Here is a 13,930-nt window from a genome sequence, read left to right on the forward strand (position 1 = left end):
GCACGGCCGTGTCACCGCCCGCCCTTTCCACCGCCCGCCCTTCCACAGGAGCCCCGCCGTGCCCGAGGGACACACCATCCGCCGCCTCGCCGACGACCACACCGAACGGTTCGCGGGCACACCGGTACGGGTGAGCAGCCCGCAGGGCAAGTTCTCCGACAGCGCGGCCCTCCTCGACGGGCACACCCTCACCGCCACCGACGCCCACGGCAAGCACCTCTTCCTCGGCTTCGGCGACACCGGCTGGGTCCATATCCACCTCGGCCTCTTCGGCAAGCTCCACTTCGGCGCCGCCCCGCCCCCGCCGCCCACCGACACCGTCCGCCTCCGGCTGGTCAACGCGGCCCACCACGCGGATCTGCGCGGCCCCACCACCTGCGCCCTGATCACCGAGCCCGAGAAGCGCGCCATACACGAGCGCCTGGGCCCGGACCCGCTGCGCGGCGACGAGGACGGGGAGCGCGCCTGGCAGCGGATCTCCCGCAGCCGCACCACCATCGCCGCCCTGCTGATGGACCAGAAGGTCATCGCCGGCGTCGGCAACGTCTACCGCGCCGAGGTCCTCTTCCGCCACGGCATCGACCCGTACCGCACGGGCAGGGACCTCACCCGCGCCGAGTGGGACACGATCTGGGCGGACCTGGCGGAGCTCATGCGCGAGGGCGTGACGAACAACCGGATCGACACCGTCCGCCCCGAACACCTCCCCGAGGCCATGGGCCGCCCGCCCCGCAAGGACGACCACGGCGGCGAGGTCTACGTCTACCGCCGCGCGAACCTGCCCTGCCACATCTGCGGTACGGAGATCCGCACCGCGGACCTGGTCTCCCGCAACCTCTTCTGGTGCCCCCGCTGCCAGCCCCCGGGACCGTCCGGCGGCTGAGCCCGATGGCGGCCTCCGGCGGCTGAGCCCCGCCGGAACCGTGTCATATGCCACGCGGAACAGGGTTCCGGTGCACCGACGACCCCATTTCGAGCGCATTGTCACCGGGGTCCCCCTGCACCGGACGCGTCCGGGTGGATAAGGTCCCGGCAGTGGCCCGTAGCGGAGGAGTAGACGACTTCTGGGCCCGGTGGCGCAGAAACATGCACCGGGCCCGCATCGGCCTGCGCAAATCCGGGGTCGACTACTTCCGCGGCGACGGCTCCGACTGGATCGCCCTGGCCGGTCTGCTGCTGACGATCCCGGCCATCACCTTCGCCACCGTCGTCAGCCCGGTCTGGATCGATCCGGCCGCCCTCGCCCTGCCCATCGTGGCGGGCGGCCTGCTGCTGCGCCCCGCCAGCCTGCTGGGCCTGTACGCGACGGCCGCCGGTGCGCTGATCGTGGAGGCGCTCACCCTCGGCCCGTACCTCGACGGCCCCGCCCGGGTCACCCCGGGCACCGTGCTCGTGGTCGCCGCCTGCGGGTTCTTCGGGCTGATCCTCGCTCAGTTCCGGGCCCGGGTCGGCGTGCCCTGGCGGCGCGGCGGCACGATGCTCTTCGACCTGCGCGAACGCATCCGGGTCCAGAGCTCCCTGCCCCGGCTGCCCCAGGGCTGGCACCGCGAGATGGCCCTGCGCCCGGCCGGCGGCCAGTCGTTCTCCGGGGACTTCGTCGTCGCGGCCCGCACCCACGGGGGCCGCACCCTGGAGGCCGTCCTCACCGACGTGTCCGGCAAGGGCATGGACGCGGGCTCCCGGGCCCTGCTGCTGTCCGGCGCCTTCGGCGGGCTGCTCGGCTCGCTGCCCTCGCACGCCTTCCTGCCCGCCGCCAACGGCTATCTGCTGCGCCAGGACTGGGACGAGGGCTTCGCCACCTCGATCCATCTGGTGCTGGACCTGGAATCGGGCGACTACGAGATCTACTCCGCGGGCCACCCGCCCGCCCTCCAACTGCACGCCGGCAGCGGGCAGTGGGAGGAGAAGTCCGGCGAAGGCCCGCTGCTCGGCGTCTACGACGGGGCCGAGTTCGACGCGGTGAAGGGGTCGCTCGCACCCGGCGACGTACTGATGCTGTTCACCGACGGTCTGGTGGAGGCCTCCGACCGGGACATCGCCGAGGGCATCGACCGGCTGACGGGCGAGGCCGACCGCTATGTCACCACCGGCTTCGAGGGCGCGGCCTGGCATCTGATCGAGGCCTGCGCCAAGGACGTCAACGACGACCGGGCCCTGCTGCTGCTCTCCCGCCGGGCCTAGGGGGTGTCTTGTCGATCAGGCCCGCTCGATGCGCTCCACGAATATCTGGAACAGCAGCTTCGACCACTTGCTGCTCACCGCCACGCTGAAGTCACCCCGGCTCTCCTGCTTGATCCCGACGTAGCCGTCGAGCAGCCCTTCGCCCTTCTTGGCCTGCGGCATGCCTCCGTGGATGTTCCGGAGGGACTGGGGCGTGCGCTTCGCGGCGCTTCCGTCCACCGCCATGTACTTGGGCGAGAACAGCAGCTCGTGCGCGCCGGGCCGGAGGACGAACTTCATCAGCGCCTGCTCCCCGGGACGCTTGGGGTCGAGGTAGGAGCGGGCCTGGGTCTCGTCGCCGAGGTGGTAGCCGATCGGCAGGGTGCCGTCCTTCGGCTCGGTACCCGGGGCCGCCGTCTTCTTCGTCTCGCCGAACTGCTTGTTGAACGCGGACGAAGGCTTCTCATCGCCCTTGTGGTCGAGGATCCACTGGTTCATGTCGTTCAGCTTCGCGGTCGAATCGTCGTGTCCTCCCCACCAGGCTTCGATGTCCGCGGCTTCGCTCTCGTCCATCGCCCGGAACAGTTCGAGGCGGCCCATCGCGTTCAGTTCCTCTTCGGACTTCCCGGCGCACAAATCGGCCAGCTCCTTGATCAGACCGGGCCCCACCACCTGGAGGATCTCGTCGCCCTTGCGGCCCCCGGACGCCTTGGTGGGCGCCTTCACGGCCTTCTTGCCCTCCGCCTGCTCGGCCCAGTAACCATCGGTGAGCCGGTCCTGCACGGTCCGCTGCACGGCCGGTGCGGCTGCGGGGCCCCGGGTGGGGAGGGCCCGTTGTACGTCGGGCCCGGCGGCGACCGGACCCGACATCACCCGGCGGGCGGTGGCCTCGGCCTCGCGCTCGAACCGGTCGGACGGGTCGGAGACCCGCAGGCCCTGGCCGTTGTCGGTGCCCGCGACCTGCCCCTGGCGTTGCTGGATGACGTGGGTGAGCTCATGGGCGAGGGTGTGCTTGTCCGCGCCGCCGCTCCCGATGACGACATGGCTGCCGGAGGTGTAGGCGCGGGCGCCGATCTCGGCGGCGGAGGCCTTGGCGGCGGCGTTGTTGTGGATGCGTACGTCGGAGAAGTCGGCGCCGAGCCGGGATTCCATGTCGGTACGGGTCGCGGAGTCCAGGGGCCGGCCCGCGCCGCGCAGCACGTCGTGGACCGCCGAGCGCTGTACGGGGGCCTGGTCGGTCCGACCGTGGCCGCAGCCGTCGCCGTGCTCGTGCTCCTCCTGGAGGGGCGGGCGGTCCGCGGTCCGCATCATCTGCACGACGGCCGCGTTCCCGATGCTGCCCTGGAGGGCGAGGAGCCCGGTGGGCGGGGCTCCGCTCGCGGCCTCGGGCTTGCGGACGACCGGGGCGGACCTGCTCTCCGCGCCGGTCTTCGCGGGACCGTCCTGACTGTGCATGGAAACCTCTTCGCTGCTGAGAAGCTGACCCTCCCTGCATAACCGAGGCAGGGCCCGGGGTTCCAGGTACCCAAGGGCACAGTTGACCGGCCGGGCGGACAGGGCGGCCTGTACACCGGACGGCGGAGAGGCGCCCGCCACCCGGGTTCCGGGTATCGGGCGCCTCTCCGTTTCCGCCGTGGTTCAGACCGAGACCGGAATCTGCTCCTGGTCCTGGTTGTCGTCCTTCTTGCGGCCGCCCGGCAGGATGCGGGCCAGCCAGTGCGAGCGTCCGGCGGCCAGCGGCGCGAGGACGGCGAGCAGGAGGACGTAACCGGCGATGAACGGCGAGAGCCGCTCGTCCAGTCCGGCGGCAGCGGCCATGGTGGCCAGGATGAGCGCGAACTCACCGCGGGCGACCAGGGTCGTGGCGATGTTGGCCGTGGCCTGCGCGCCGAAGGAGTACACCTTCGCCGCGGCCAGACCGGCCGCGATGTTCATGGCGAGCGTCAGCGCCACGGCCGCCAGCACCGGCCACAGCACGCTCGGCAGGTCGCCCGGGTCGATGGAGAGACCGAAGGCGAAGAAGAAGATGGCGCCGAACGCGTCCCGCAGCGGGTGGACCAGCTTGAGGATGCGGTCGCCGGACGAGGTGGAGCCGAGCATCAGGCCGACCATGAAGGCGCCGATCGCGTCGGCGACACCGAACATCTCGGAGACGCCGGCGACGAAGACGGCCATCCCGAGGAACGAGATGACCAGCAGCTCGTCGTCCTTGGTGCTCATGAGCTTGCCGATGATCTTCGTGCCGAACCGTGCCGCCAGGGCGAGCAGCAGCAGGAAGCCGAAGGCCTTGCCGCCGTCGATCAGCGCGGCCGAGAGGCTGTCCGCACCGGACAGGATCGGCTGGAGCGCGGCGAGGTAGAGAGCGAGGAAGACGTCCTCGACGACGATGATGCCGAGGATCGGCCGGGTCTCCGGATTACCGATGCGTCCGAGGTCCACCAGGATCTTGGTGACGATCGCGGACGAGGAGATACCGAGGACACCGGCGAGGACCAGCGCTTCCGAGGTGCCCCAGCCCAGCGCGAAGCCGAAGCCGAGCCCGGCGCCGACGTTCAGGGCCAGATACGTCCCGCCCGCGATGGCCATCTTCCGGCCACCGGTCTTGAGGTCGTCCATGTGGAACTCGAGCCCCAAGTAGAAGAGCAGGAGGACGAGTCCCAGCGCGGAGAGCATCTCCAGGTCGTGCGGGTTGGAGAGGAGCGTGTATCCGGGGGTGTGCGGGCCGAGCAGGATTCCGGCCAGGATGAACAGGGGGATCGTCGGCAGCCCGATACGGCCGCCGAGGCGGGCGAGGACGGCAGCGGCCAGGAAGGCGCCGCCCATGGCGAGGAGGGTGTCTGCGTGTCCGATGAGCCTGATCCTTCGGGGTCGGTCAAGAGCGAGTCAAGGGGGTATCAAGAATCCATCAGTAATTAGTTTACCGAACGATTGACGCTGCAACTATGAATCCGTCAGATTGTCAGCTTTTGTCTGTTAATTCCGCACGGGCGTCGAACGGGTGCCGCGCGGGTGCCGCGTCAACAGCCGTACGCGTCAGACGAGTTCGGATGAGGCCCCGCGCGCGGTCGTAAAGTCGACCCATGACGGAACACGATCTGAGCGTCTCCGAGGTGGAGGCCATCGCCCGCGAGGCCCACGCGCGCCAGACCGACAAGGCGGGCCGCCCGTACGTGGAACACCTGGCGGCGGTGGCCGAAGGTGTACGGGTGCGGGGCGGCGACGACGGGCAGATCGCGGCGGCCTGGCTGCACGACGCGGTCGAGGACGCGGCGCTCTCCGCGCGGTGGCTGGCCGACGCCGCCCTGCCGCAGGAGGTGAAGGACATGGTCCTGGCGGTGACCAAGCGGCCGGGGGAGGAGCTGTCCTCGTACACCGCGCGGATCCTGGCCACCCCGGGCGCACTGCTCATCAAGGAGGCGGACCTCGCCCACAACGCGGATCCCGCCCGCCTCGCGGTCCTGGACGAGGCGACGCGTACCCGGCTGACGGCGAAGTATGCGCAGGTGCGGGGCCTGTTGGGGCTGGTCGGCGAGGAATCACCCTCGGACCGAAAGAATCCGGCCAACCCCGGAACGGACTGATCCACCCACGGCGGGGCCGCGGGTGGATCAGTGGAAGGTCGGCGAGAAGGCCGGTGGGAAGGGCGGCTGTCGGGTCCGCGAACGGCCGGCCCGCCGGGTCTCAGCGCTTCGCGGGGTCCTTGCGGAACGCCCACGCCATGTCCGGCTCGGTGGCCCACTTCAGCGCACGGCCGACCAACGGGGTGCACATCAGGGTCACCGCCACCGCCGCCGCGAGCGAGACGACGACCAGTCCGACCGGGTCGGAGAGCCAGGTGTAGCGGTCGAACAGACCCGCGTACTCGGCCCCCTTGATCAGGAAGCCGTGCAGCAGATAGCCGCAGATCGTTCCGGCGCCGAGCACCGTGAACCACCTGGCCCGACCGGGCACCCAGGCCAGGAAGCCGATGGTCAGCGCCAAGGCGCAGCCGAACATCGCGAGCGTCATCACCGCGCCCGACCACCACGGGGCGTCCATCTCCTGCGCGCTGTTGGCGCGGTAGAGCCAGCCGAGCTGCATGCGCGGGGCGATCCAGTACGCGAAGAGCAGCGCGCCCGCGAACAGCGGCACCGACAGCAGCCGCACCTCACGCCGCCTGACCAGCTGGAAGTGCTCGGGCTTCATCAGCAGGCCGAGCACGAAGAACGGCAGGAACTGCAGCACCCGCTGGAGATCGAGGTCGTCGCCGATGTCGGGGGAGATGGAGGCGAGCATGGCGATGGCGAGCGCCACCGGCAGCGGATGGCGCAGCGTGCGCCAGATCGGCGTGGTCACCCGCCAGACGAACAGGGCGATCAGGAACCAGGTCAGGAAGAACGGGTCGATCAGACTGATCGCCATGTCGGGCGAGTCGTCCGCGTACCGCTTGAAGAGCGAATAAGCCGTCTCGAACAGCACGTACGGCACCGCGACGCCGGTGATCAGCCGCTTCACCTTGGACGGCGTCATGTCGAACGTCCGCGAGAAATAGCCGGAGATGAGGATGAAGGCCGGCATGTGGAACGTGTACACGATCATGTACAGCGCCCGGGTGGCGCGACTGCCATCCATCACGGGTTCCCAGGCGTGCGCCACCGCGACGAGGACGATGGCCAGATACTTCACATTGTCGAAGTAGGGGTCGCGCTTCCGTGCCGCCGCGGGCGCCGGAGCGGCGACGCCCGACGCACCGGGCCCGGGGGCGGGCGGGGGCGCCGTGGCGGTGAGCGTCTGCTCGTGTCTGGGCTCCGACTCCCGGGTCGACTCCCGGGTCGCCGGGGGCAGCGGGGCCCTCTGAAATACGCTCGGAGCTTGGAACATCTAAGGCACCTTAGACCGGTCGATTGCCTCGCGTAAAACTGCGGGGAGATATCGCGTGTTCCCCTCTATTCGAATGTGAAACCGTCGAACACCGCCCGCTATGACACGCTTGATCCCGCTTAAATGGGGCATATCGTCAGGCTGTTGGCCGGAGTGAATTACGTCGCATCCATGCCGTCAATTGGCTGTGGATGAAGTGTGGGGATGCGGAAACGGTCGCTGCGGTGGGTATTCGGCCGCGGGTATTTCACAGCCGACGCACAGGGAGCGCGAGGGTGGCGCGACTGCCGGGCGCACCCCGTGCGCCGCCCGCGCACGGGGGTGGGGCGGGCGCCGTCCGGTGGTGGTCGTCGCGACGGCGGCGACCCGTGAAGGATGGCGGGATCCCATCAGTTCGTTCCGTCACCCGGCAGCAACCACGGGGGAGTTGGTGGCACGATGGAGGTGACGGGGCGCGCGGTGGTGCACGCTTCCGGGCCGGCAAGGCGGACCGACCGAGGGTGTGATCAGACGTGGCTATTTCACTGTCTATGGTGCTGCTGTTCGCGGTCATCCTGGTGGTAATGATCCGTGGCGGCTCCATCAAGGCCGGTCCCGCGATCGTCGCCGTGCTCTTCGGCTTCTTCCTGGCATCGACCGGCATGGCTCCGTCGATCAACAGGTTCATGAACTCGATAGCCGACACCATCAACCAGATCAGCTTCTGAGACCCGCCGCCGCGGCGTCCGGACCCGCAGCGCACAAGGGCCTATGCGCGAGGGCCGGGCCGGAGGATCATCCTCCGGCCCGGCCCTCGACTGCGTGGAGCGGGCGACGGGAATCGAACCCGCGTAGCTAGTTTGGAAGACTAGGGCTCTACCATTGAGCTACGCCCGCAAGCGTCGCACCGCAGGTCCGTGGACCGCGGCACGAAGAGCATCGTAGCGGGTCGGCGGCGGTGCCCGCACACCCGTTGTGCCGGCCGCCCGGCCGGACGCGCACCGGACCCGGACCGGACCCCGGCGCCGCTTCGTAAAGCGGCGGATCCACGGCTCTCGTGCATGTACCCTACGTGTCGCACCGACGGGGTGTGGCGCAGCTTGGTAGCGCGTCCGCTTTGGGAGCGGAAGGTCGTCGGTTCGAATCCGGCCACCCCGACCACCAGCAAGATCGCATTGTGGGAGTCCTCCCCCTTGCCGTTACTATGCAAAATGCGTGCCCGTGTGTCTGATGTACCGGGCTCGGTCCGCGAAGCCGCCACTCGGCGGCCCAGCAGAACCCCAAGAAGTCAGCCACCAAGGAGACCGAACCGTGAAGAGCGCCGTGGAGACCCTGAACCCGACTCGGGTTCGGCTCAGCATCGAGGTGCCCTTCGAGGAGCTCAAGGACAGCCTCGACGCGGCGTACAAGAAGATCAACCAGCAGGTCACGGTGAAGGGCTTCCGCAAGGGCAAGATCCCCGCCCGGGTCATCGACCAGCGGTTCGGCCGCGGTGCGGTGCTGGAGGAGGCCGTCAACGACGCCCTCCCGAAGTTCTACACCGAGGCGGTCAACGAGGGTGAGCTGAACGTCCTCGGCCAGCCCGAGGTCGACATCACCGAGCTGAAGGACGGCGAGCTGCTGGCCTTCACCGCCGAGGTTGACGTACGCCCCGAGATCGAGATCCCGGACTACTCCGGCATCGAGGTCACCGTCGACGCCCTTGAGGTCACCGACGAAGAGGTCGAGAAGGCCGTGGAGCAGCTCCGCGAGCGCTTCGCCGCCACCAACCCGGTCGAGCGCGCCGCCGCCGACGGCGACGTCGTCACCATCGACCTGCAGGCCAAGGTCGACGGCGAGGTCCTGGAGGACGGCGTGGCCGACGGTGTCTCGTACACCATCGGTTCCGGCGAGCTCCTCGACGGCATCGACGAGGCCGTGACCGGCCTGGAGGCCGGTGGCGAGGCCACCTTCACCTCCGAGCTGAAGGGCGGCTCCGCCGAGGGCAAGGCCGCGGAGGTCACCGTCAAGGTCACCGCCGTCGCCGCCCGTGAGCTCCCCGAGCTGGACGACGACTTCGCCCAGATGGCCAGCGAGTTCGACACGCTGGAGGAGCTGAAGGCCGACAGCCGCAAGCGCCTGGAGACCACCAAGCAGTACGACCAGGCCACCCAGGCCCAGGAGCGGGTCCTGGAGGAGCTGCTGAAGCTCGCCGAGGTCCCGATCCCGGAGAAGCTGCTCGCGGACGAGGTCCAGACCCGCAAGCACAACCTGGAGCACCACCAGCTCGGTCAGATGGGTCTCGACCTCGAGAAGTACCTCGAGATCCAGGGCAAGACCCTGGAGGAGTTCGAGAACGAGACCTCCGAGCAGGCCATCAAGGGCATCAAGACCCAGTTCATCCTTGACGAGCTCGTCAACAAGGAGAAGCTGAACGTCAACCAGGAGGAGCTCACCGAGCACCTCATGCGGCGTGCTGCCTCCTCCGGCATGAGCCCCGACCAGTTCGCCCAGGCCGTCGTCGAGGGTGGCCAGGTGCCGATGCTCGTCGGCGAGGTCGCCCGCGGCAAGGCGCTCGCCGTCGTCGTCGAGGCCGCCAAGGTCGTCGACACCAACGGTGAGGTCGTCGACCTCGAGGACGACGAGGAGACCGCCGAGACCACGGAGACGGCCGAGGCCGCCACCGAGGACAAGGCGGAGGAGAAGGCCGAGGAGAAGGCCGAGGAGAAGGCCGAGGAGAAGAACGAGGCCTGAGCCTCGCCCTGATTCGAACGACGGGCCCCGGACGCTTCATGTGTTCGGGGCCCGTCGCCGTATCGCTGTGCGGCCCCGGAACCCTTGTGCCCACTGCGTACCTTGCGCTCCCAGCGAACAGTTGCGGAAGCGGGATGGCGTTGTCCCACCTGCGCGTTAGGGTCCATGAAGAGGAAGGGTGGGGCAGTGACTTCACCCGCCCGGTACGAAGACGCTGAGACGGCCGGAGCCGTCAGAGACGAGCAGGTGGATACGTGACGAATCTGATGCCCTACGCCGCCGGAGAGCCGTCCCTCGGTGGAGGCCTCGGTGACCAGGTCTACAGCCGACTGCTCGGCGAGCGCATCATCTTCCTCGGTCAGCAGGTCGACGATGACATCGCCAACAAGATCACCGCACAGCTTCTCCTCCTTGCCGCTGATCCGGACAAGGACATCTACCTCTACATCAACAGCCCCGGTGGTTCGGTGACGGCCGGCATGGCGGTCTACGACACCATGCAGTACATCCCCAACGACGTCGTCACCATCGGCATGGGCATGGCCGCCTCCATGGGCCAGTTCCTGCTCACCGGCGGCGCCGCGGGCAAGCGCTTCGCGCTCCCGAACACCGACATCCTCATGCACCAGGGTTCGGCCGGCATCGGCGGCACGGCCTCGGACATCAAGATCCAGGCCGAGTACCTGCTCCGCACCAAGACGCGGATGGCGGAGATCACCGCCCGTCACTCCGGCCAGACCGTCGAGACGATCATCCGTGACGGCGACCGCGACCGCTGGTACACGGCGGAGGAGGCCAAGGAGTACGGCCTCATCGACGAGATCATCACGTTCGCGTCGGGCATCCCGGGCGGCGGCGGCACCGGTGCCTGATCCGGTATCCACCGGACCGTCGGCACCACACCCGCACGACCCTCTCGTACGCCGAGACCTCCAGCCCCAGAACGCCACCAGGATGGTGAAGACCCACATGAACAACTACACCGGCGCCTCCGCGAGCGGCCTCTACACCGGCCCGCAGGTGGACAACCGCTACGTCGTCCCGCGCTTCGTGGAGCGCACCTCGCAGGGTGTGCGTGAGTACGACCCGTACGCGAAGCTCTTCGAGGAGCGCGTGATCTTCCTGGGCGTCCAGATCGACGACGCCTCGGCCAACGACGTCATGGCGCAGCTGCTGTGCCTGGAGTCGATGGACCCCGACCGCGACATCTCGATCTACATCAACAGCCCCGGCGGCTCGTTCACCGCGCTCACCGCGATCTACGACACGATGCAGTTCGTGAAGCCGGACATCCAGACGGTCTGCATGGGCCAGGCGGCTTCCGCCGCCGCCGTCCTGCTCGCCGCGGGCACCCCGGGCAAGCGCATGGCGCTCCCGCACGCCCGGGTGCTCATCCACCAGCCGTCCTCGCAGACGGGCCGCGAGCAGCTCTCCGACCTGGAGATCGCGGCCAACGAGATCCTCCGTATGCGTACGCAGCTGGAGGAGATGCTGGCCCGGCACTCGACGACCCCGCTGGAGAAGATCAGCGAGGACATCGAGCGCGACAAGATCCTCACGGCCGAGGACGCCTTGGCGTACGGTCTGGTCGACCAGATCGTTTCCACCCGCAAGACCACCGCGGGCGCATCGCTCTGACGTCGGTCTTTCCCCTTGGCACATTCCGTTTGCACGACCACGGCCGTGTGAACCGTGCCAAGGGGGGCCCGAACGGGGGCCCAGGCAAGGTACCGTCGACTAGAGGCACCAGGAGCCGCTGAACCAGGCGTCTCCCAGGCGAAGGGGAAGCACCTCGTGGCACGCATCGGTGATGGCGGCGACCTGCTCAAGTGCTCGTTCTGCGGAAAGAGCCAGAAGCAGGTGAAGAAGCTCATCGCGGGACCCGGTGTGTACATCTGCGACGAGTGCATCGATCTCTGCAACGAGATCATCGAGGAGGAGCTCGCGGAGACGAGCGAGGTGCGCTGGGAAGAGCTTCCCAAGCCTCGCGAGATCTACGAGTTCCTGGAGGGGTACGTCGTCGGGCAGGAGCCCGCGAAGAAGGCCCTCTCGGTCGCGGTGTACAACCACTACAAGCGGGTCCAGGCCGGGGAGAACGGCGGCGGCGCCAATCGTGAGGACGCGATCGAGCTCGCCAAGTCGAACATCCTCCTGCTGGGCCCCACGGGTTCCGGTAAGACGCTCCTCGCGCAGACGCTGGCCCGTATGCTCAACGTCCCGTTCGCCATCGCGGACGCGACGGCGCTGACGGAGGCCGGCTATGTCGGCGAGGACGTCGAGAACATCCTGCTCAAGCTGATCCAGGCGGCCGACTACGACGTCAAGAAGGCCGAGACCGGGATCATCTACATCGACGAGATCGACAAGGTCGCCCGCAAGAGCGAGAACCCGTCGATCACCCGCGATGTCTCCGGCGAGGGCGTGCAGCAGGCCCTGCTGAAGATCCTGGAGGGCACCACCGCCTCCGTCCCGCCGCAGGGCGGACGCAAGCACCCCCACCAGGAGTTCATCCAGATCGACACGACGAACGTGCTGTTCATCGTGGGCGGCGCCTTCTCCGGTCTGGAGAAGATCATCGAGTCCCGGGCCGGCGCCAAGGGCATCGGCTTCGGCGCCACGATCCGCTCCAAGCTGGAGATCCAGGCGAGCGACCAGTTCCAGGAGGTCATGCCGGAGGACCTGGTGAAGTTCGGGATGATCCCCGAGTTCATCGGCCGTCTCCCCGTGCTGACCTCGGTCCACAACCTGGACCGCGAGGCCCTGCTCCAGATCCTCATCGAGCCGCGCAACGCCCTGGTCAAGCAGTACCAGCGCCTCTTCGAACTCGACGGTGTGGAGCTGGACTTCGAGCGCGAGGCCCTGGAGGCCATCGCCGACCAGGCGATCCTGCGCCAGACCGGCGCGCGCGGTCTGCGGGCGATCATGGAGGAAGTCCTCCAGTCCGTGATGTACGAGGTCCCGTCCCGCAAGGACGTCGCCCGCGTCGTCATCACCCCGGACGTCGTCCGCAACAACGTCAACCCGACGCTGGTCCCGCGCGAGCCGCGCACGATCGGCAAGAACGACGGCGGCCGCCACGAGAAGTCCGCGTAACGGCAGACGACTTGCGTACGCCGAAGGGGCGCCCACCGGATGAACCGGCGGGCGCCCCTTCGGCGTCGATCGGTCAGATCTTGGTGCGGGAGGTGTTGTACAGCTTGGCGGCGAGGGCGGCCACGTCCTCCTGCGGCACGGACTTCTCCGTCAGCGCCGAGGCGACGTCGAGACCGGCGACGATGCCGACCGTGCTGTAGTCGGCCCAGATGCAGACCGGCATGGTGAACTCCTTCGGCCCCTTGGCGGCGGAGCCGGAACTGCCCTGGCTGGTGTCCATCTTGAGGTCCTGGCACTTCATCAGGGCGCCGTCGAAGCCGTCCGGCTTGAACTCCTTGGGGCTGCCCACCAGAGAGGCCTTGCCGCCACTGTTGTTGGTGTCCTTCGTCATGTTCTTCTCGGCCTTGGAGAAGGCGTTGTCGAGCGTCTTCGCCGGGTCCGAGACCTCACCCCAGACGCCCTCGAAGATGAGGAGCTTCTGGGCGAGGGGGTTGTCCTTGGTGCCGGCCTTGTACTGGGCCCCCGCCTTGTTGGCGTCCTTGACCCCCATGGCCTCGGCCTCGGCCTTGTCCTCACCGGTGACCGGGCCGGACGCCGCGGGCTTGGACGCGTCCTTCGTGTAGTCCTCCACCGAGGCCGGGGGCGTCAGCTTGTACCCCTTGGTGGAGTCCGCCACATCACTGTTGCCGCCGCCGGAGGTCAGGAAGTAGACCCCGCCCGCGATGACCGCCAGCGCCACCACGGAGACACCGATGATCAGCCCGGTCTTCTTCTTCGGCTGCTGCGGCTGGGCCCCGTACGGAGGCTGGCCGCCGTACGGCGGTGCGGGCGGCTGCTGGCCGTAGGGGCCCGGCTGCTGCGCCTGCGGGTAGCCGTAGCCCTGCGGCGGCTGCTGGGGCTGCCCGTACGGGTTCGGCTGCTGCTGGGGGACGCCCTGGGGAGCCTGCTGCGGGTAGCCGTAGCCGGGCTGGCCCTGCGGGGGGCCCTGGGGCGGCGGGGCGCCGTACGGGCCCGGCTGCTGTCCGTACGGTCCGGGCTGGCCCTGCGGCGGCTGCCCGCCGTACGGGCCCGGCTGGTTGTAGCTCATTGCGGTGTCCCCTCCAGA

The 13,930-nt window shown here is 68.8% G+C and carries 12 protein-coding genes and 2 tRNA genes; 9 read left to right on the forward strand and 5 right to left on the reverse strand.

Features of this window, described 5'->3' with window-relative positions; all coding sequences use genetic code 11:
- Nucleotides 1-58 precede the first annotated feature (58 nt).
- Both G3I54_RS08810 and G3I54_RS08815 read left to right on the forward strand, forming a co-directional pair.
- Nucleotides 59-883, forward strand: a complete 825-nt coding sequence (locus tag G3I54_RS08810) for a DNA-formamidopyrimidine glycosylase family protein (RefSeq protein ID WP_164612785.1) — start codon at nucleotides 59-61, stop codon at nucleotides 881-883.
- A 152-nt stretch (nucleotides 884-1,035) separates the two neighbouring features.
- Entirely contained in the window at nucleotides 1,036-2,181 is a 1,146-nt protein-coding gene (locus G3I54_RS08815; protein ID WP_164612786.1) for a PP2C family protein-serine/threonine phosphatase, read from the forward strand.
- 15 nt (nucleotides 2,182-2,196) lie between these two features.
- On the opposite strand, the gene G3I54_RS08820 is transcribed toward G3I54_RS08815, so the two are convergent.
- Nucleotides 2,197-3,615 carry a DUF4157 domain-containing protein gene (locus tag G3I54_RS08820; RefSeq protein ID WP_164612788.1) on the reverse strand — a complete coding sequence of 473 codons (1,419 nt, stop codon included), beginning with the start codon at nucleotides 3,613-3,615 and terminating at the stop codon, nucleotides 2,197-2,199.
- A gap of 183 nt (nucleotides 3,616-3,798) precedes the next feature.
- Complete coding sequence (locus G3I54_RS08825; RefSeq protein WP_164612790.1) at nucleotides 3,799-4,983, reverse strand: cation:proton antiporter; 1,185 nt, start codon at nucleotides 4,981-4,983, stop codon at nucleotides 3,799-3,801.
- A gap of 257 nt (nucleotides 4,984-5,240) precedes the next feature.
- Between G3I54_RS08825 and G3I54_RS08830 the strand changes: the two genes are divergently transcribed.
- Complete coding sequence (locus G3I54_RS08830; RefSeq protein WP_164612792.1) at nucleotides 5,241-5,741, forward strand: HD domain-containing protein; 501 nt, start codon at nucleotides 5,241-5,243, stop codon at nucleotides 5,739-5,741.
- Between the two features lie 100 nt (nucleotides 5,742-5,841).
- On the opposite strand, the gene G3I54_RS08835 is transcribed toward G3I54_RS08830, so the two are convergent.
- Nucleotides 5,842-7,020 (reverse strand): acyltransferase family protein, encoded by a 1,179-nt coding sequence (locus G3I54_RS08835; protein ID WP_164612794.1) that lies wholly within the window; start codon nucleotides 7,018-7,020, stop codon nucleotides 5,842-5,844.
- A 512-nt stretch (nucleotides 7,021-7,532) separates the two neighbouring features.
- Between G3I54_RS08835 and G3I54_RS08840 the strand changes: the two genes are divergently transcribed.
- A complete protein-coding gene (locus G3I54_RS08840) occupies nucleotides 7,533-7,727 on the forward strand; it encodes a hypothetical protein (protein ID WP_026290750.1) in 195 nt (64 codons plus the stop codon).
- A 95-nt stretch (nucleotides 7,728-7,822) separates the two neighbouring features.
- On the opposite strand, the gene G3I54_RS08845 is transcribed toward G3I54_RS08840, so the two are convergent.
- A tRNA-Gly gene (locus tag G3I54_RS08845) sits at nucleotides 7,823-7,896 on the reverse strand.
- 187 nt (nucleotides 7,897-8,083) lie between these two features.
- On the opposite strand from G3I54_RS08845, the gene G3I54_RS08850 reads away from it, so the two are divergent.
- From G3I54_RS08850 to clpX, 5 genes are all read left to right on the forward strand, one after another.
- Nucleotides 8,084-8,160 (forward strand) — tRNA-Pro (locus G3I54_RS08850).
- Between the two features lie 150 nt (nucleotides 8,161-8,310).
- Nucleotides 8,311-9,732 (forward strand): trigger factor, encoded by a 1,422-nt coding sequence (gene tig / locus G3I54_RS08855; RefSeq protein WP_164612795.1) that lies wholly within the window; start codon nucleotides 8,311-8,313, stop codon nucleotides 9,730-9,732.
- Nucleotides 9,733-9,998: 266 nt separating this feature from the next.
- Nucleotides 9,999-10,604, forward strand: a complete 606-nt coding sequence (locus G3I54_RS08860) for an ATP-dependent Clp protease proteolytic subunit (protein WP_030077754.1) — start codon at nucleotides 9,999-10,001, stop codon at nucleotides 10,602-10,604.
- An 82-nt stretch (nucleotides 10,605-10,686) separates the two neighbouring features.
- The gene (locus tag G3I54_RS08865) at nucleotides 10,687-11,370 is read left to right on the forward strand and encodes an ATP-dependent Clp protease proteolytic subunit (protein ID WP_030077756.1); all 684 of its coding nucleotides are present in this window, start codon (nucleotides 10,687-10,689) and stop codon (nucleotides 11,368-11,370) included.
- A 156-nt stretch (nucleotides 11,371-11,526) separates the two neighbouring features.
- On the forward strand, nucleotides 11,527-12,825 hold the full coding sequence (gene clpX / locus G3I54_RS08870) for an ATP-dependent Clp protease ATP-binding subunit ClpX (RefSeq protein WP_007448932.1): 1,299 nt from the start codon (nucleotides 11,527-11,529) through the stop codon (nucleotides 12,823-12,825).
- A gap of 73 nt (nucleotides 12,826-12,898) precedes the next feature.
- On the opposite strand, the gene G3I54_RS08875 is transcribed toward clpX, so the two are convergent.
- Nucleotides 12,899-13,912: a hypothetical protein gene (locus tag G3I54_RS08875; RefSeq protein WP_164612797.1), complete on the reverse strand. Its 1,014-nt coding sequence runs from the start codon at nucleotides 13,910-13,912 to the stop codon at nucleotides 12,899-12,901.
- Nucleotides 13,913-13,930: the final 18 nt, after the last annotated feature.

It is taken from the genome of Streptomyces sp. SID14515 (assembly GCF_010548505.1).
Taxonomy (GTDB): Bacteria; Actinomycetota; Actinomycetes; order Streptomycetales; family Streptomycetaceae; genus Streptomyces; species Streptomyces caviscabies.

Bases quoted from the DNA above. Each gene is read 5' to 3' on its own strand.
- G3I54_RS08830 (WP_164612792.1), top strand. From the start codon at position 5,241: ATGACGGAACACGATCTGAGCGTCTCCGAGGTGGAGGCCATCGCCCGC.
- G3I54_RS08865 (WP_030077756.1), top strand. From the start codon at position 10,687: ATGGTGAAGACCCACATGAACAACTACACCGGCGCCTCCGCGAGCGGC.
- G3I54_RS08825 (WP_164612790.1), bottom strand. From the start codon at position 4,983: ATGGGCGGCGCCTTCCTGGCCGCTGCCGTCCTCGCCCGCCTCGGCGGC.
- G3I54_RS08820 (WP_164612788.1), bottom strand. From the start codon at position 3,615: ATGCACAGTCAGGACGGTCCCGCGAAGACCGGCGCGGAGAGCAGGTCC.
- G3I54_RS08875 (WP_164612797.1), bottom strand. From the start codon at position 13,912: ATGAGCTACAACCAGCCGGGCCCGTACGGCGGGCAGCCGCCGCAGGGC.
- G3I54_RS08835 (WP_164612794.1), bottom strand. From the start codon at position 7,020: ATGTTCCAAGCTCCGAGCGTATTTCAGAGGGCCCCGCTGCCCCCGGCG.
- G3I54_RS08860 (WP_030077754.1), top strand. From the start codon at position 9,999: ATGCCCTACGCCGCCGGAGAGCCGTCCCTCGGTGGAGGCCTCGGTGAC.